This window comes from Senegalia massiliensis, assembly GCF_900626135.1.
Lineage (GTDB): Bacteria > Bacillota > Clostridia > Tissierellales > SIT17 > Anaeromonas > Anaeromonas massiliensis.
This window is the reverse complement of record NZ_LR130786.1, coordinates 406,641-425,756: the sequence shown is the minus strand read 5'-3', so window position 1 is coordinate 425,756 and position 19,116 is coordinate 406,641. Positions and strand designations below refer to the sequence as shown.

18 protein-coding genes are annotated in these 19,116 nt (G+C 28.3%); 17 read left to right on the top strand and 1 reads right to left on the bottom strand.

The genetic code is table 11. The features are described from left to right. The first annotated feature begins 8 nt into the window (after positions 1 to 8). From E0D94_RS11920 to E0D94_RS11910, 3 genes are all read left to right on the top strand, one after another. Complete coding sequence (locus E0D94_RS11920; RefSeq protein WP_130807789.1) at positions 9 to 1,895, top strand: molybdopterin biosynthesis protein; 1,887 nt, start codon at positions 9 to 11, stop codon at positions 1,893 to 1,895. Next, entirely contained in the window at positions 1,892 to 2,323 is a 432-nt protein-coding gene (locus E0D94_RS11915) for an MOSC domain-containing protein (RefSeq protein WP_130807788.1), read from the top strand. Before E0D94_RS11920 ends, E0D94_RS11915 begins: the two co-directional genes overlap by 4 nt. 84 nt (positions 2,324 to 2,407) lie before the next feature. Continuing rightward, a complete protein-coding gene (locus E0D94_RS11910) occupies positions 2,408 to 2,959 on the top strand; it encodes a rubrerythrin family protein (RefSeq protein ID WP_130807787.1) in 552 nt (183 codons plus the stop codon). Between the two features lie 18 nt (positions 2,960 to 2,977). On the opposite strand, the gene E0D94_RS11905 is transcribed toward E0D94_RS11910, so the two are convergent. Continuing rightward, positions 2,978 to 4,123, bottom strand: a complete 1,146-nt coding sequence (locus tag E0D94_RS11905; protein ID WP_130807786.1) for a fused response regulator/phosphatase — start codon at positions 4,121 to 4,123, stop codon at positions 2,978 to 2,980. A 189-nt stretch (positions 4,124 to 4,312) separates the two neighbouring features. Here E0D94_RS11905 and E0D94_RS11900 point away from each other — a divergent pair, with 189 nt between their 5' ends. The 14 genes from E0D94_RS11900 to E0D94_RS11835 all read left to right on the top strand — a co-directional run bounded on the left by E0D94_RS11900 (position 4,313) and on the right by E0D94_RS11835 (position 18,997). Further along, entirely contained in the window at positions 4,313 to 6,016 is a 1,704-nt protein-coding gene (locus tag E0D94_RS11900; protein ID WP_130807785.1) for an MASE3 domain-containing protein, read from the top strand. 15 nt (positions 6,017 to 6,031) lie between these two features. Next, positions 6,032 to 7,234, top strand: coding sequence for a CapA family protein (locus E0D94_RS11895; protein WP_130807784.1), 1,203 nt, complete (start codon positions 6,032 to 6,034; stop codon positions 7,232 to 7,234). Between the two features lie 142 nt (positions 7,235 to 7,376). Continuing rightward, entirely contained in the window at positions 7,377 to 8,222 is an 846-nt protein-coding gene (gene cdaA / locus E0D94_RS11890; protein WP_341274575.1) for a diadenylate cyclase CdaA, read from the top strand. Further along, positions 8,203 to 9,489, top strand: coding sequence for a CdaR family protein (locus E0D94_RS11885; RefSeq protein WP_130807782.1), 1,287 nt, complete (start codon positions 8,203 to 8,205; stop codon positions 9,487 to 9,489). Before cdaA ends, E0D94_RS11885 begins: the two co-directional genes overlap by 20 nt. 15 nt (positions 9,490 to 9,504) lie before the next feature. Beyond that, positions 9,505 to 11,223, top strand: a complete 1,719-nt coding sequence (locus E0D94_RS11880) for a sigma-54 interaction domain-containing protein (protein WP_130807781.1) — start codon at positions 9,505 to 9,507, stop codon at positions 11,221 to 11,223. A gap of 222 nt (positions 11,224 to 11,445) precedes the next feature. Continuing rightward, positions 11,446 to 12,534 carry a butyrate kinase gene (buk, locus tag E0D94_RS11875; RefSeq protein ID WP_130807780.1) on the top strand — a complete coding sequence of 363 codons (1,089 nt, stop codon included), beginning with the start codon at positions 11,446 to 11,448 and terminating at the stop codon, positions 12,532 to 12,534. Continuing rightward, positions 12,527 to 13,444: a phosphate butyryltransferase gene (ptb, locus tag E0D94_RS11870; protein ID WP_130807779.1), complete on the top strand. Its 918-nt coding sequence runs from the start codon at positions 12,527 to 12,529 to the stop codon at positions 13,442 to 13,444. The genes buk (E0D94_RS11875) and ptb overlap by 8 nt, the downstream gene beginning before the upstream one ends. Then, on the top strand, positions 13,445 to 14,524 hold the full coding sequence (gene buk, locus E0D94_RS11865; protein ID WP_130807778.1) for a butyrate kinase: 1,080 nt from the start codon (positions 13,445 to 13,447) through the stop codon (positions 14,522 to 14,524). A gap of 18 nt (positions 14,525 to 14,542) precedes the next feature. Continuing rightward, positions 14,543 to 15,217, top strand: coding sequence for a nucleotide-binding protein (locus E0D94_RS11860; protein ID WP_130807777.1), 675 nt, complete (start codon positions 14,543 to 14,545; stop codon positions 15,215 to 15,217). Positions 15,218 to 15,235: 18 nt separating this feature from the next. After that, on the top strand, positions 15,236 to 15,466 hold the full coding sequence (locus E0D94_RS11855; RefSeq protein ID WP_130807776.1) for a 4Fe-4S dicluster domain-containing protein: 231 nt from the start codon (positions 15,236 to 15,238) through the stop codon (positions 15,464 to 15,466). A 15-nt stretch (positions 15,467 to 15,481) separates the two neighbouring features. Continuing rightward, on the top strand, positions 15,482 to 16,543 hold the full coding sequence (locus E0D94_RS11850; protein ID WP_130807775.1) for a 3-methyl-2-oxobutanoate dehydrogenase subunit VorB: 1,062 nt from the start codon (positions 15,482 to 15,484) through the stop codon (positions 16,541 to 16,543). Continuing rightward, positions 16,543 to 17,289 carry a thiamine pyrophosphate-dependent enzyme gene (locus tag E0D94_RS11845; protein WP_130807774.1) on the top strand — a complete coding sequence of 249 codons (747 nt, stop codon included), beginning with the start codon at positions 16,543 to 16,545 and terminating at the stop codon, positions 17,287 to 17,289. Before E0D94_RS11850 ends, E0D94_RS11845 begins: the two co-directional genes overlap by 1 nt. A gap of 1 nt (position 17,290) precedes the next feature. Continuing rightward, the gene (locus E0D94_RS11840; RefSeq protein WP_130807773.1) at positions 17,291 to 17,827 is read left to right on the top strand and encodes a 2-oxoacid:acceptor oxidoreductase family protein; all 537 of its coding nucleotides are present in this window, start codon (positions 17,291 to 17,293) and stop codon (positions 17,825 to 17,827) included. A 273-nt stretch (positions 17,828 to 18,100) separates the two neighbouring features. Beyond that, positions 18,101 to 18,997, top strand: coding sequence for a YitT family protein (locus E0D94_RS11835; RefSeq protein WP_242620538.1), 897 nt, complete (start codon positions 18,101 to 18,103; stop codon positions 18,995 to 18,997). Positions 18,998 to 19,116 lie beyond the last annotated feature (119 nt).

The window sequence follows — 19,116 nt, the reverse complement described above, 5'->3', positions numbered from 1 at the left end:
TGTAAAATATGAAAAGAAATACTTATATAGATAATATTGCTGTAGAAGAAGCTAAAATTAAGTATTATAAAAAATTGAATATAAAATTTGAATGTGAAGAAATAGATGTAGTTGATTCAGTAGATAGAGTAACATATGAACCTATATATGCAAAATATTCTTCACCAAATTATAATGCAGCAGCTATGGATGGGATTGCTGTAAAATCAGGTGATACTATAGAAGCTACAGAAATAAGTCCTATTGTATTAGAAGAGAATAAAGATTTTTTGTATATTAATACTGGCAATATAATAAAAGAGCCATATGATTCAGTAATTATGATAGAAGATGTAATAGAATTAAAAGATTGTAAAGTTAAAATATTAAAATCTGCTTATCCTTGGCAACATATACGCCAAATTGGAGAAGATATTGTTGCAACAGAAATGATAATACCATCTAAGCATAAAATACGTCCTTTAGATTTAGGTGCTCTTTTATCAGGTGGGATAGAGAAGATAAAGGTTTATAAAAAACCTAAAGTTGGAATTATACCAACTGGTACAGAAATTATAGAAAACATAACAGATTTAAAAGAAGGTAAAATTATAGATTCTAATTCAAGAGTATTTAAATCAGAAATAGAAAAATTAGGAGCAATTCCTAATAGATATTCTCCAGTAAAAGATGACTATAATTTACTAAAAAAAGCTGTGTTAAAAGGTATAGAAGAAAATGATATTTTGCTTATAAATGCAGGATCATCTGCAGGTTCTAAAGATTATACTGTAAACTTAATAGAAGAATTAGGACAATTAATAGTTCATGGTATAGCTATGAAACCAGGGAAACCTACTATACTTGGAATAATAAATAAAAAACCAGTAATAGGTATTCCAGGATATCCTGTGTCGTCATATTTAGTATTTGATAAATTTGTAAAACCATTAATAAAATATTTTTTTGGAGAATATGAAGTTAAAAGAGATATAATAAGTGCTAAAATTTCAAAAAGAATAGTATCCTCTTTTAAAAATGAAGAATTAGTTAGAGTTACCCTTGGGTTTGTAGGAGATAAGTTAATAGCAACTCCACTTTCTAGTAATGCAGGGGCTACTATGAGTTTGGTAAAAGCTGATGGGGTAGCAATTATACCTAGAAATATAGAAGGAGTAGAAGCAGGGGATGAAATAGAGGTAGAATTATATAAACCTCTTAATAGAATAGAAAATACTATGGTTTCAATAGGAAGTCATGATTTAATAATGGATATTTTAGGAGATATGATTAGATTAACTTCAGGGCATGTCGGAAGTATGGGTGGAATACTTTCTATTAAAAGAGGAGAGTGTCATATATCTCCAATACATCTTTTAGATGAAAACACAGGGGAATATAATATTAGTTATGTGAAAAAATATTTTAAAGATGAAAAGATGGCACTTATAAAAGGGGTTAAGAGAGAACAAGGATTTATTGTTCAAAAGGGGAATCCTAAAAACATAAAAGACTTTAATGATTTAAAAAGAAAAGATATATCCTATATAAATAGACAAAGAGGAGCAGGAACTAGAGTATTATTTGATTATAATTTGAAATTAAATAATATAAAACCAGAAGATATAAAAGGATATAAAAGAGAATTAAATACTCATATGGCTGTAGCTACAGGGATTAAAACAGGAGGAGCAGATGTAGGAATTGGAATATATTCAGCTGCAAAAGCTTTAGAATTAGATTTTATAAAAGTCACAGATGAAGATTATGATTTTTTAGTTAGAGAAAAAGATTTAGAAAATGTCATTATAAAAAAATTCATAGATACATTAAAATCAGAAGAATTCAAACAAAGAGTTGAAAACCTTGGAGGTTATAGTTTAGAAAATTCAGGTGAATTAGTGATGATAGATTGAGTATAATTGAACTTAAATATAAAGATGAATTTGGAAAAGTTAATAAAACTAATAAATTATATCTTATAGAAAACAAAGGTATCGTAGATGACCTTAATTATAATATAGGAAAACGACAGGTATCTATTCTTTTTATAAATAGTAAAAAAGAAATAAGAAAAAAAGACTATAGAGGTCTATGTATAAAAAAATTTTATGAAAATATTCTTCTGGAAGGAATAGATGGGAAATTATTAAATGAAAATCAAAAATTTGAAATAGGAAATGCAATTATCCAGCTAAAAAAAGTGGGGAAAAGATGTTTTGATGAATGTGTATTAATCAAAGAAAAAGAGGAATGCATTTTGAAATACAATGTAGCTTTTGCAACAGTAATAAAAACTGGAGAAATAAAAGTAGGAGACATTGTAAAAAAATTATTTATTTAATATGATATATGTTTTTATAAAGATATTCTGGGTATAAGATTATTGGCAAGATATATTATTAACATTAAAGGGAGGAGTTTTATTATGAATGAAATGACAGCTGAAAATTTAAGATCTGCTTATGGTGGGGAATCACAAGCACATATGAGATATAGAATATGGGCTGATAAGGCAGAAAAAGAAGGTTTCCCAAATGTTGCAAGGTTATTTATTGCAATATCTTATGCAGAAGAAGTACATGCTACTAATCACTTTACTGCCCTTGCAAATGTAGATGGCGATTATTTAGTTGCATCAATGGGTGGATTTGGTATAGGTACTACTTCTGAAAACTTACAAGGTGCAGCAGATGGTGAACATTTTGAAATTCATCAAATGTATCCTGCATATCTAGAAGTTGCTAAAATGCAAAAAGAAAGAGCAGCAATAACTTCAATGCATTATGCTCTTGAAGCAGAAAAAGTACATGAAAGATTATATTTAGAAGCAAAAAAATCAGTAGATAAAGGCGAAGATTATGATATAGAAGATGTACATATTTGTGATGTGTGCGGATTCACAGCTATAGATGGTGCTCCAGATGTATGTCCTATATGTGGAGCAAAAAGAGAAAAATTCACAGCATTTACAAAGTAAAAAAGAAGTAAGGTTTCCTTACTTCTTTTTTACTGCTAAAATAGCTACATCATCTTCAAATTGTTCAGTATCATTGAATTGTTTTATGATATTATCCATAAATAATTCTTGATTTGTTATAAGGATATCTTTATTATTTTGAATATACATATTTATTAAGTTTATATCACGCATATCAGGAATTTGTTCATATAAACCATCAGTATATAAAAATACGATATCTCCTTTATTTATAATTCTTGTTTTTTGAGAAAAATTTGAATTTGGGGTGATACCTATTAATATATTATTATTGGATAGAAATTCAGTATTATTAGTTTCATTATCATAAAATATGGGATAAGGATGACCAGCAGAAGAATAGGTTAATTTATTTTTATAAATTGTACCTATGAATATAGAAAAGATAATATCGCTTTTATTTTCAAACATTTTATAATAAGTAGTGTTTATTTCTTCTAATAACTTTTTAGGAGTTTTATACATAGTTGCTAATTGATTAAAAAGTGCTTTTACCATAAATGAAACCATTGCAGCACTTGCCCCATGTCCCATAACATCAGCTATCATAAACCATGTTTTACCATTTGTTTCTATTGAATCGTAGCAATCTCCACCTAATGCAGTTGAAGGTATGTATCGTCCTGTAATTTTTATATTTTGAAGTTCTTTATATTTAAACATTAAAGACTTTTGAAGTATAGTACCTAATTTCAATTGCTTTTTATTTTCATTATTAATTTTAAGTTGGTATTTATTATATTTATAATTTTTCAATGCATTTTTTATTTTAAAAGAAAGAACTGATAGTTTTTCATCTGAAGATAATGGGTCAATGAAATAATCTATTGCACCTAATTCAAATAATTTTTCAACAGTATCTTTATTAAATGAATTTGAATAGACAATTATAGGAATATTAAACTCTCGTTTATTAATTAAGTAATTTATTTTATCTAGAATTTTAAATATATCTTCTAAATTCGAATCTAAGTTTAAGATTATTAAATCAATATAATTATTTTTTACAATATATAATATTTTCTCAACATTTAAACCTAAATGGACAGAAGTATTTTTTCTTCCCAGTTCTTCATAAATTAAATTTTTAATAATATCAATATTTCTTTTTTTATTTTCTATAATAATTACATCGCTTTTCATAACATTCCCCCTATGTTATAAGATTGCAATTAAATAGCTATTAATTAATTATAACATTAATTTATTAATTCACAAAATTTATTAAGTATAAAATTTAATTTTTAAAAACTGTTGTTCTGTATTTTTTTCTGGTATAATAAGTGTAGTGTTAACAGGGGTATATAATTTTAAGATTTGGGGAGGCAATTAATGTTCACAAATAAATTTAATATAGATACAAATGTCACTAAATTTCACACTATAATTACTGCAATACTGTGTATGATTATTATAATATTTGTGAGATTTAGTAGCGTATTTAATATATTTTTAGATCAACAACTATTTTTAGTTTTACATACAATATTTGAAATACTAAGTGTATTAGTATCCTTTTCTATATTTTTAGCATTGTACAATATTTATGATTTTACCAATAGCATAAGAAATGTTATATTTGCTAATACTTTCTATATAGTAGGTCTTTTAGATATAATGCATTTCTTATCTTATAGTGGTATGCCTATGTTTCTTACAGAAAATTTATCACAAAAAGCTACATCATTCTGGATATTTGCAAGAATTATAATGGCAGTAGGGTTGTTATGTGCAAGTATTTTTAAAAAAGAAACTATAACTAAAGTAAATAAAAGATATTTTATTTTATTAAGTACTATTTTTACAATTGTATTAGGTTATCTAGTTATATACAATTCAAGTATAATTCCTACTTTTTTTGATGAAAAGACAGGACTTACTATGACAAAAATAGTATTAGAATATATTGTAATGTTACTTTTAATTGTAAGTATGTATGTGATTTATAAAACTAGTAAAGAAAAAAATAGCATATTAACTAGAAATATGTTAATAGCTATAACTATAGCAATAGCATCTGAAATAATATTTACTATGTATATAGACGTACATGATAGTATAAATTTATTAGGACATGTATTTAAGGTTATTTCTTATTTTATTATATTTAGAGTTTTATTTATTGAAAATATCAAAGATCCATATAGAAAAGCTTCTGAAATGAGAGAACAACTAAATAATCATGTAATTAGGCTTGAAGATATTGCAAAGCAGAAAACAAAGGAAATGGCTATAGCAAATTATAAGCTTAAAAATATGAATAATAAGATGTTAAAAGAACTAGATGCTGCAAAACAAATACAAATGGCATTAGTGCCTAAAAAATATGAGAATCATTTAGGTATTAAATTTTACTCTGAATATATTCCTTGGGGAAAGTTAAGTGGTGATTCATATAAATATTTTAAAATAGATGAAAAGAATTTAGGTATGTTTTTAATAGATGTATCAGGGCATGGTGTATCTTCCGCAATGCTTACTATATTTGCAGATAGAGTATTAACACCTTTCGATGCTGAAGTTGAAGAAGATAAGGAATTTTATTTAAATCCTAAAGAAGTATTAAAAGATTTTTATGAAGTGTTTAATGAATCGGATTTTCCAGAAGAAACTCACATGGTTATGTTATATGGAGTTTTAAATATAGAGACAAGTGAGTTTACGTATTCTTCAGCAGGACTTAATTGTAATCCAATTCATATTAAAAATAATGGTGAAATACAATTATTAGAACTTAAAGATGGATTTCCAATATGTAAATTAGGAAGTATTTTCGTACCTGATTATCATAATGAAACAATAAAATTAGGACGAGAAGATAGAATTCTGTTTTTTACTGATGGAGTAATAGAAGAGACTAATAATACTAAGGAGCAATATGGTCTTTCAAGGCTAAAAGATTTAATTAAAGATAAATCTTACCTGAATTCTAAGGGGCTTTTGAAAAAAATATGCGATGATTTAACTGAATTTAGAGGCGAAGCTCAAATGGAAGATGATATTACTATGTACATTATGGACTTTACTAAAAGATAAAGGAAAGTGATATATTTGAAAAAAGTTTTAGCAATTTTATTTATAGTTATCTTTACTATTACAATAACTATTGGTTGTTCAGATTTAGATAATAGTGAAAAATTAGAGCAAAATGAAAGTAAGGGTCAAGAACAAGATGAAAATAATATAGTAGAAGAAGAAATAGAAAAACATAGTGAACTTTCACTATCTGCTACAGGGGATATTATGTTTCATGGTGCTCAACTTAAATCTGCATATAATAATAATACAAAAGAATATGAATTTAATAGAGTATTTGAAAATGTAAAACCTCACTTAGAAAATTCAGATATAGCAATAGCTAATTTTGAAACTACTACAGCAGGAAGTGAAATGCCCGTATCAAGTTATCCTTCATTTAATAGTCCAGACTCTACTATAGATGCTTTAAAATATGCAGGATTTGATATATTAACAACTGCAAATAATCATTCTTTAGATACTGGTAAAACAGGAATATTAAACACTATAAAAAACATAGAAAATAATGGTTTAGATTATATAGGTACTAGTGAAGAAGAGTATAGACCATTTATATTAAAGGAAAAGAATGATATTACATTATCATTTTTATCATATACTTATGGTTTAAATGGAAATGATAGTAGATTAAACTCTAAAGAATTAGATAATATGGTTAATTTAATTGCTGAAGATAAAATGGAAGCAGATATCAAAAAAGCTAAAAATGTATCAGATAAAGTAGTAGTTTTTATACATTGGGGCAATGAATATAGTAGAGAACCAAGTGAAGCTCAAATGCAATTAGCAGATAAAATATTTGAGTGGGGGGCAGATATTATATTAGGTAGTCATCCTCATGTTATTCAAAGGTCAGAAATAATAAAGAAAAATGGCGAAAATAAATTTATAATATATTCAATGGGAAATTTTATATCAAATCAAAGAAGAGAAACCTTACCAAATACTAGAAATAATATTTATACAGAAGATGGTGTAATTGTTAATATCGATTTTAAAAAGGATTTAGAAACCAAAGAAACTATAATAGAGGATGTAAGATATATTCCTACTTGGGTATACAAATATCCTGAAAATGGTAAAGATGAATATAGAATACTTCCTATAGCAGATTTTATAGATAGTGATACTTTGTCACAAGGAACAATAGAAAGATTAAAAAATTCACATAAACAAACTATGGATTTAATGGAAAAGGTAGAGATAGTAGAATAATTTAATTAGAGATATCTAAAGATATCTCTAATTTTTTAATCATAAATATAACATAAATAACATATAGTTATATTTAGTGGTTTTAAATTTTTACAATATGTAATATAATTTTATTATAGACAAAAACAAAAATAGTATAGAGGTGTTAGGTTTGGAGTATTTTAGAGGGCTTATATTAAATATAGGATTAAGAGATATAATAGATATGATAATAGTAGCAATTGCATTTTATAAGATTTATACTTTAGTTAGAGAAACTAGAGCAGAACAACTTATAAAAGGTATAGTTGTATTGTTAGTAGCTACAAAAATGAGTGAATGGTTGAGACTATTTACAACAAATTGGATATTAGAAAGAACTATGACTGTGGGAGTAATTGCACTTTTAATAGTTTTTCAGCCTGAACTTAGAAGAGCACTTGAGTATATAGGTAGGAGCAGATTTTTCACCAAATCTTTTATTGAAATAAAAGAGGAAGATATCTCTCATGTAATTGAAGAAATTGTTGAAGCCTCCGCTTCACTTTCAAGACAAAAAATAGGTGCTTTAATAGTTTTTGAAAGAGAAACTGGACTTTCTGAAATTGTTGAAACTGGAAATATTATAAAAGGTTCTGTTTCTAGTGGACTTCTTATAAACATATTTATTCCAAATACTCCTCTCCACGATGGCGCAGTAATAATAAAAGATAATACAATAAGAGCTGCTGGTTGTGTATTACCTTTAAGTGAAAATATGAGTATAAGTAAGGAATTGGGTACAAGACATAGAGCAGCTCTAGGGGTTTCAGAAAGATCAGATGCATTAGCTATAGTAGTTTCAGAAGAAACAGGGGCTATTTCTATAGCAGATAGAGGAAAATTGTCCAGATATGTGGATATACAAACACTTAGACAAATACTTCAAAATATGTACAAACATCATGTTAAAAAGAAACAAGGTTTAATTGACAGATGGAGGAATATATATGAAAAAGATAGATCTTAAAAATAAAAATTTTACAATGAAAATAGTTGCTGCTTTTTTTGCCTTCATCATGTGGACCTATGTAATGAGTGAAGTTAATCCTAGAATAGTAAAACCAATATCCAATGTAAAAGTAGAAATATTAAATGAAGAAAGTTTAGAAGAGAATAATTTAACTCTTATGGATATAAGTGATGATACTATTACAGTAGAAGTAAGAGGGCGAAGAAATGATGTAATTAATATTAAACCAAGTGATATAACAGCTACCATTGATTTAAAAGGTTATAGAGCAGGAATAAATAAAGTTCCTATAAAAATACCTGACTTATATAATGCTGAAATAGTAGATTCTTCACCTGAATTACTTACAGTAAATATTGATAAGTTGATTGAGAAGCAAATGCCTATATCAGTAGAATTAATAGGAGATCCTATAGATGGTTATGCTGCAGGTGAAATAGATATAAATCCGTCAGAAGTATTAGTAAAAGGACCTAGAAGTATAGTAAATAATGTTGATAAAGTAAGAGCAAATGTAAATATAGATGGTATACAAAATGATATAAAAAGAACTGTGCCTATGAAACTTTTAAATAGTGATGGTGACGAAATATCTAGATTAGAAAAGGATCCTAATACAGTAAATGTTGAAGTATCTATATTAAAATTAAAAGAGGTAAGCGTAGAGCCAGTAATAAAGGGTAATCCTTTGGTAGATCATGAAATAACTGATGTTGAAATAGAACCAAAAAAAGTAACAATAAAAGGAAGAGAAGATGTTTTAGAAGGTGTTGAAACAATAAAAACTAAACCTATAGACATTAGTTATGAGTCTGATGATTTAGATAAACAAGTAGAATTAGACCTTCCAGAAGGGATATATTTAGTAGGAGATAAAGAATTAAAAATAAATGTAAAAATATCTGAAAATGAAAAAAATACATTTGAATTTGACAAAAATGATATAAAAGCTAAAAACATAGATGAAGGATTAAAGTTTAAATTAGCAGAATCAGAAGATGATACAAATGTAAGTATTTCAATCACTGCACTTGAAGATATAATGAAAGACTTAGATAAAAATGATTTTGAATTATTTATAGATCTGAAAGATATATCTGAGGGAGAACATACTGTAGATATAGAAGTTAACACACCTGAAGGAGTTATATTAGAAAGTATAGATCCTAAAACTCTAAAAATAGTAGTTGAAGTAAAAGATGAATCTGAAGATGAAGACGAAGGTTCAGAAGATAATAATATCCAAGATGAAAATACTGAATAATAAGGATTTGATAGTTTGAGGAAAGAACTTGAAGTTATATTAAATTCAACTCATGATGCTATGATTGCAGTAAATAAATATGGGGTGATTACTCTTTTTAATAAAGCTGCAGAAAAGCTGACTGGTATAAATAAGGAATATGCTTTAAATAGAGAAGTGAAAAAGGTAATTTTAAATACAAGACTTAATCATATATTAGAAACAGGAGATTTTGAATTAAATCGCAAACAGGATTTAGGAAATATAAAAATAATTACTAATAGAATGCCAGTTATAAATGAAAAAGGTGAAATCATTGGAGCAGTAGCCGTATTTAGAGATATAACTGATATAAAAGAACTTGCAAGTCAAGTAACTAATTTAAAAGAAGTACAATCAATGTTAGAAGCTATTTTTTATTCAACTCAAGATGCAATATCTGTAGTAGATCAAAATGGAATTAATCTAATGATTAATCCCGCTTATACTAAACTTACTGGATTAAGTGAAAAAGATATAATAGGTAAGATTGCTACTGCAGATATAGCAGAAGGGGAGAGTATACATTTAAAGGTACTAGAAACAAAGAAAAAAATTAAAAATGCTAAAATGAAAGTAGGACCAATGGGTAAAGAAGTAATTGCTACTGCAGCTCCTATAATTGTTGATAATGAATTAAGAGGAAGTGTAGGAGTATTACATGATTTATCTGATATTGTGAAAGTTACAAATGAATTAAAACTTGCAAAGAAAATAATTAGAAGCTTAGAAGCAAAATACACTTTTGAGGATATTGTAGGAGAAAATAGACTCTTAAAAAATGCAATAGAAAAAGCAAGAAAAGCGGCTAAAGTACCTGCTACAGTATTATTAAGAGGAGAAAGTGGAACTGGAAAAGAATTATTTGCACATGCAATTCATAATGAAAGTGATAGGAAATTTAATCAATTTATAAAGGTTAATTGTGCTGCAATAAGTGAATCACTTCTTGAGTCAGAACTTTTTGGATACGAGGAAGGGGCATTTACTGGAGCTAAAAAGGGAGGCAAGAAAGGATTATTTGAACAAGCCTCTGGAGGGACTATTTTCTTAGATGAAATAGGAGAAGTAAGTCCAAACATTCAAGTAAAACTACTTAGAGTGTTACAAGAGAAAGAAATAATAAAAGTAGGGGCTACAAAACCTATAGATATAAATGTTAGGATAATAGGAGCTACTAATATGGATTTAGAAAAAGCAGTAAAAGAATCCAGATTTCGAGAAGATTTATATTATAGATTAAATGTGTTACCTATTCATATTCCAGCACTTAGATATAGAAAAGAAGATTTACAAGATTTAGTATATAATTCTATAAGAAAGTTAAATCAAGAATATGGAAGAGCAGTAGTAGAAATTTCTGATTTAGCATTAGAGATACTTTCATTGCATGATTGGCCAGGAAATGTTAGAGAGTTAGAAAATGTAATAGGTAGATCAATAATAAATATGAAAGTAAATGAATATAAAATAGAAAAAAGACACTTACCTAAAATAACTGAGAACTATATTGAAAAAAACCAGTTTCTTAACAATGATGAATTCACATCACAAAAAACACCAGAATCTTTAAAAACTATATTAGAAAATAAAGAAAAAGAGTATTTAATTCATATATTAAATAGATTTGAAGGCAATAAGACTAAAGCTGCAAAAATTTTAGACATCTCCATAAGGAGTCTATATTACAAATTAGAAAAATACAATATTGTTTAATTGCAACATTTTGCACAAATTGATTTTTGTGCAAAATGTTGCATGCAATAAATTTCAGAAATAAATTAATTATATTTTATTTATCTATAAGGTGTATTCAAAAGTTAGCATTATTCACCAATACAGGGAAAATGTTTTCAAATGAATAGATAAATTTCATCAATCTTTTTTTGGCATATAAATTGCATTATATATTAAAAGAAAATTAATGGGAGTGAAATAATGAAAGAGTATATCTTAGCTATCAATCCTGGTTCAACTTCAACTAAAATTGGTATATTTAAAGAAAATAAAAAAGTTTTAGAGAAAAAAATAAATCATAACTTAAAAGACTTAGAAGTTTTTGATAAGGTTACAGATCAATATGAATATAGACTTAATATGATAGAATCAGTATTAGAAAATGAAGGCTTTGCTCTTGATACATTTAAAGTAGTAGTAGGGCGTGGGGGGCTTTTAAGACCTATACCCGCAGGAATATATAAAATTAGTGATGAGATGATTAAAGATTTAAAAAATGCTGTAAGAGGTGAGCATGCATCTAATTTAGGTGCATTAATAGCAAAAGGATTAGCAGAAAAAATAAATGTAGATTCATTTATAGTTGATCCTGTTGCAGTTGATGAATTTAGAGATATAGCTAGAATATCTGGAATACCGGAAATAGAAAGAAAATCTCTATTACATGCATTAAATATCAGGGCTATATCATATAAATTTTCAGATGATATTAATAAGGATTTTAAAGAGTTAAACTTAATAACAGTTCACCTTGGAGGAGGAATTTCTGTAGCTGCAATAGAAAAAGGCAGAATAATAGATGTAAATAATGCTAATGAAATGGGACCTTTTTCTCCAGAAAGAGCAGGTGAATTACCAGTAGGAGATTTAGTAAAACTTTGTTTTTCAGGTGATTATACAGAAATAGAAATGAAGAAAAAAATAAAAGGAAAAGCAGGGCTAGTAGCTTATTTAAATACTAATAATGCTATAGAAGTAGAAGAAAAAATTAAATCTGGCGATAAGTATACTAAATTAATTTATGATTCTATGGCATATCAAATAGCAAAAGAAATTGGAAAGATGAGTACAGTATTAAAGGGAAATGTTGATTATATAGTTATTACTGGAGGAATGGCTTATTCTAACATGCTTGTCCAATATATTAAGGATATGGTTAGCTTTATAGCTCCCATAAAAATATATCCTGGTGAAGATGAATTGGAAGCTTTAAATGATGGAGCTATTAGAGTATTGAATTCAAAAGAAAAAATAAAAATATATGAAAAAGAGGTGTATTCAAATGATTAAAGATTTTAAAGATATTTTAGATTTAGCAAGAAAAAAAGGTCCAAGAACATTATCAGTAGCAGTTGCACAAGACAAAGAAGTTTTACAGGCTGCAAAGAAAGCAAAAGATGAGAAAATAGCAGATTCAATTTTAGTAGGTGATAAGGAAGAAATTAAAAATATAGCAAAAGATATAAATATGGACTTAAACGAGTTTGAAGTTGTGGATATAAAAGATAAAAAAGAAGCTTCACTTAAGGCTGTAGAACTTGTAAGCAAGGGAAAAGCTGACTTAGTTATGAAGGGGATTGTTGATACTTCAATAATACTTAAAGCAGTTTTAGATAAAGAAGTAGGACTTAAAACTGGAAACTTATTAAGTCATGTTGTAGCTTTTGATATACCTACTTATGAAAAAATATTATTAGTGTCAGATGCAGCAATGAATATAGATCCAGACTTAGAAGCAAAGAAAAAAATATTAGAAAATGCTAATTTTGTAGCTCATTCTTTAGATATTGAAAAACCTAAAGTTGCTGTAATTTGTGCTAAAGAAAAAGTAAATCCTAAAATGCCAGATACAGTGGATGCAGCTGAACTTACAAAGATGAATGAAAATGGAGAAATAACTGGATGCATGGTAAAAGGCCCATTTGCACTAGACAATGCTATATCAAAACAAGCAGCAATTCATAAAGGTATAGAACATCCTGTAGCTGGAGATGCTGATATTTTACTTATGCCTGATATTGAAGCAGGAAATATTTTTTATAAATCTTTAGTATTTTTGGCAAATGCAAACATTGCTGGTGTTATAGTTGGAGCAAAAGCTCCTGTAGTATTAACATCTAGAGCAGATGATGATGAGGCGAAATTTAATTCAATAGCATTAGGTGTTTTAATGGCATCAAAGAATAAGGAGGCAGAATAAATGACAAATGTTTATAGATTATTAGTAATCAATCCTGGTTCCACATCTACCAAAATTGCAATTTTTGATAATGAAAAATTAGTTTTAGAAGAGACTTTAAGACATTCTACTGAAGAGCTTTCACCATATGAAAGTATGTATGATCAGTTTGAATTCAGAAAAAATATTATACTAAAAACTTTAAGTGATAAAGAAATAAATATTACTAAATTATCTGCAGTTGTGGGTCGTGGTGGATTATTAAAACCAATCTCAGGTGGAACATATAGTGTAGATGAAAAAATGATAGAAGACTTAAAAGTAGGAGTATTAGGGGAACATGCTTCTAATTTAGGTGGTATAATAGCTGGAGAAATAGCTACTGGGTTAAATATTCCTTCATATATAGTAGATCCTGTTGTTGTTGATGAAATGCAAGATGTAGCTAGAATATCTGGAATGCCTGAACTTGAAAGAAAAAGTATTTTTCATGCATTAAATCAAAAAGCAGTTGCAAGACGTGCATCAGATGAATTAAAAAAATCATATGAAGAATTAAATTTCATAGTTGCTCATTTAGGTGGTGGAGTCTCAGTAGGTGCACATAAAAAAGGTAAAGTTATAGATGTAAATAATGCATTAGATGGAGATGGTCCATTTTCACCAGAAAGATCAGGTGGTCTTCCATCAGGGGATTTAGCTAAAATGTGTTATTCTGGAAAGTATACTTTAGATGATATAAAAAAGAAAATAAAAGGAAAAGGTGGACTTGTAGCTTATTTATGTACAAATGATGCAAGAGAAGTAACCAAGATGATAGATAATGGAGATAAGAAAGCAGAATTAGTTTATAAAGCTATGGCATATCAAGTATCAAAAGAAATAGGAGCTTGTGCTGCTGTATTAAAAGGACAAGTTGATGGGATTATACTTACAGGTGGTATAGCATATGATGATAATTTTATTTCTTGGATAAAAGAAAGTGTAGAGTTTATAAGTAAAGTATTTGTTTATCCAGGAGAAGATGAGATGATAGCACTTGCTCAAGGAGGACTTAGAGTATTAAGAGGAGAAGAAAAAGCAAAACAATATACTGATTAATCAACAAAGGATGATTATATGTTAAATGATAATAGAATAAGGATAATTACAGGACATTATGGAAGTGGGAAGACTGAATTTGCTGTTAACTATGCTATACAATTAGCTAAAGCTAACAAAAAGACAGCTATAGCAGATCTAGATGTTGTAAATCCCTATTTTAGAAGCAGGGAAAAAGAAGAGTTTTTAAGTGATTTAGGTATAAGAGTTATTGGAAGTTCAATTAAAGGGCTTGCATCTGATGTCCCTGCTGTTTCTGGAGAAATACTCACTCCATTACAAGATAATACATTTGATGCAGTATTAGATGTAGGAGGTGACCCAGCAGGTGCTCGTGCTCTAGGAAGATATTATGAATATTTTATAGAAGGAAATTATGATATGTTTTTTGTAATAAATGCAAACAGACCAGAAACTAGAGAAGTTGAGAAAACTATTCAATATCTTAAAAATATAGAAATTCAATCTAGGGCTAAGGTAACAGGCATAATAAATAACACACATTTATTAAAATCAACAACAGTTGAAGATGTTATAAGAGGTCAAAAACTATGTGAAGAGGTATCAAAGAATTTAAATATTCCTATTAAATATATCTCATGTATAGAAAGTATTGTAAAAGATTTACCTAATGATTTAGAAGGTGAAATTTTTCCAATAAAGATGTATATGAGAGAAGAATGGATGAGCTAATATTAAGGAGGGTTTTAAATGGCAAAGGCAAAAGGTAAAGTTACTTTTAGAGAGGATAGATGTAAAGGTTGTGAATTATGTACAACTGTTTGTCCTGTAAACATTGTTGTTATGAATAGAGAAAAAATAAATATTAAAGGATACTATCCAGCTACTGTATCTGATATGGATAAATGTATAGGATGTGCAAATTGTGCAACTATTTGTCCAGATACTGTAATTGAAGTTGAAAGAGTAATTGAAAAATAATTAGGAGGGGAAAAAATGACTAAAGTATTAATGAAAGGTAATGAAGCAATAGGAGCAGCTGCTATAAAGGCAGGTTGTAATTATTTCTTTGGTTATCCAATAACACCACAAAATGAATTACCTGAATATATGGCTAGAGAATTACCTGGAGTAGGAGGAGTATTTTTACAAGCAGAATCTGAGGTTGCTGCAATAAATATGGTTTATGGTGCTGCTGGAGCAGGTGCACGTGTTATGACATCTTCTTCAAGTCCAGGAATAGCTTTAAAACAAGAAGGAATTTCTTATATTGCTGGAGCAGAATTACCTTGTGTAATTGTAAATATAGTTAGAGGTGGTCCAGGATTAGGTGGTATTCAACCTGCACAATCAGATTATTATCAATCTACACGTGGTGGAGGAAATGGAGACTATAGACATTTAGTATATGCTCCTGCTACAATTCAAGAAACAGTAGATTTAGTAATGGAAGCTTTTGATGTAGCTGAACAATACAGAAACCCAGTAATGGTAATAGGTGATGGTATGATAGGACAGATGATGGAACCAGTTGAATTTAAAGAACCTAAAAAAAGACCAATTGAACCTAAAACATGGGCAACTGATGGAACAAAAGGAAAAAGAAAGCCTAATATAATAAATTCTTTATTTATAGACCCTCAAGAATTAGAAGATCACGTATTAAGACTTGAAAAGAAATATGATGAAATAAAGAAAAATGAAACTAGATACGAAAACTACAATGTATCTGATGCTGATGTAGTTGTTGTAGCATATGGTACTACTTCTAGAATCGTAAAAAATGCAATTGCTAAGTGTGAAGAAGAAGGTATGAAAGTAGGTCTTATTAGACCAATTACATTATGGCCTTTCCCAGACAAAGCATTTGAAGAAATAACTGATAAAACTAAAGGGGTACTTACAGTAGAAATGAGTACAGGACAAATGATAGATGATGTTAAAATCGCAATAAATGGCAAAAAGCCAGTTCATTTCTATGGAAGAACTGGAGGAATGGTTCCAACACCAGATGCTATAGTAGAAGAAATTAAAAAAATTGCAAGGGGTGAAAAGTAATGGCAAAGGTATTTGAAAGAACTAATGGATTAGTAGATATACCAACTCATTACTGTCCAGGTTGTACACATGGTATAATTCATAGATTAGTTGGAGAAGTATTAGAAGAGTTAGATGTATTAGGTGAAACTATAGGTGTAGCTCCTGTAGGTTGTTCTGTATTTGCATATAATTATTTTAATTGTGACATGCATGAAGCAGCTCATGGTAGAGCACCAGCTGTAGCTACAGGAATTAAAAGAGTACATCCAGATAAAGTAGTATTCACTTATCAAGGTGATGGGGACCTTGCATCAATTGGAGCGGCAGAAATTATTCATGCAGCAGCAAGAGGAGAAAAGATAACTACAATATTTGTAAATAATGCTATATATGGAATGACAGGTGGACAAATGGCTCCAACTACACTTGTAGGACAAAAAGCTACTACATCACCATTTGGTAGAGATGTATCACATGCAGGTATGCCTATAAAAGTATCAGAGATGCTTGCAACTTTAGATGGAGCTAAGTTTGTTGAAAGAGTTTCTGTTCATAATGCGAAACAAGTTAGAAAGGCAAAAAAAGCTATAAAAAAAGCATTTGAACTTCAATTAAGTGGAGAAGGTTTTGGGATTGTTGAAGTATTATCAACTTGTCCTACAAACTGGGGTGTAACTCCTGTAGAGGCATTAAGTTGGTTAGAAGAAAATATGATACCATATTATCCATTAGGAAATATATGTTCACCTAAGGAGGCGAAATAATATGCAAGAAAGAGTTATAATGGCAGGTTTTGGTGGTCAAGGTGTAATGAGTATAGGACAATTATTAACTTATGCAGGAATGATAGAAAACAAGAATGTTTCTTGGCTTCCATCTTACGGTCCAGAGATGCGTGGAGGTACTGCAAACTGTAATGTAATGGTTTCTGATACTAATATAGGTTCACCTATAGTTACTGAAGCTACTGCAGCAATTGTTATGAATAGACCATCTTTAGATAAATTTGAAAAAGATATAGTTAAAGATGGTAACTTATTAATAAATAGTTCTCTTATAGATAGAAAAGTTGAAAGAGACGATTTAAAAGCATATTATATACCTGCCAATGAAATAGCAAATGAACTAGGTAACGCAAGAGTAGCAAATATGGTTATGCTTGGTGCGTATTTAGAGCTTACAAATGCAGTGAAAATAGAATCAATACTTGAAGCATTTAAGAAAGTGTTTGGTGAATCAAAATCTCATCTAATACCAATAAATAAAGAAGCACTTGAAAAAGGTGCAGAACTTATAAAATAAAACTAAAACATCTGAGAAAATTTCTCAGATGTTTTTTAGTGTTAATTTTTTATGAAAGTTGAAAAATAAAATATTCATTTTTTATCACTAATTGTATGTTTATCACATATTAATGAAAGGTAAAAAACAATAATAATCTGTATTTAAAATAGTCAGAACTATTAATATATCTTAATATTTAAAATGAATAATTAGGTTGAATTATAGGTATCAACTCTATATAATGAAGTTGAAAAACAGGTTAAAACCTGGCATAAAAAAGGAGATGTAAATGTGGAACTTGCTAATAAGGCAAAATTTAAATCACGTTCAAAAAGTGATTCAAATGACTTGCCTCATTCGTTGAGATTAGTTTCAGTAATTTTAGGAGGATTATTATGTGCTGTCGCAATTAATGGTTTTTTCATACCAAATAATTTGCTTAGTGGAGGAGCTAGTGGAATTGCTTTAATGATACATTATTTAACTGAGCTTCCTACAGGTCTATTAGTATTTTTACTCAATGTACCAATTTTTATGGTAGGCCTTAAAGTAGTAGATAGAGATTTTTTACTTTATAGCTTTATATCAATGTTCTCCATGTCATTGTTACTAAACTTAACAGAAGATATTGGATTTTATATTGAAATAAATGATTTACTACTAGAAACCATACTTGGTGGATTATTAAATGGAATAGGTATGGGTATAATGTTCAGAAACAAAGCTTCTCAAGGTGGAATGGATATTATAGCAGCTATATTGAAGAAGAAACTAAATATAGATATAGGCTCAGCACTAATGGGAGTAAATTTATTGATAATAGGATTGTCATCATTCCTATTTGGTTTAAAACTAGCAATGTACACATTAATAGGATTATATATAGGATATAAAATATTAGATAAAGTACAAGAAGGATTAGATACTAACCAAACTGTAATGCTTATATCATCTAAACCAGAAACAGTAGCAAAAGAAATATTCAGTGAACTTGGAAGAGGAGCTACGTTTTTGAATGGTGAAGGAGCATATACACATGACGATAAAAAAATAATTTATTGTACAGTAACTTCAACTCAAATAGGTAAATTAAAAGAAATAGTTACAAATATAGATAAAGATGCTTTCATCAATATATCGCAAAGTAAAGAAGTGAAGGGTAAAGGATTTAGAAATGTAGAGTTTTAAAAAGTAGACTTTTGTCTACTTTTTTTATTGCATTAAATTTATAATTTTATATAATTCGACAAAAATTGTCATAGCGCTGATAAATTAGAGCTTGAGTATACTTTATTACTATGGTATTA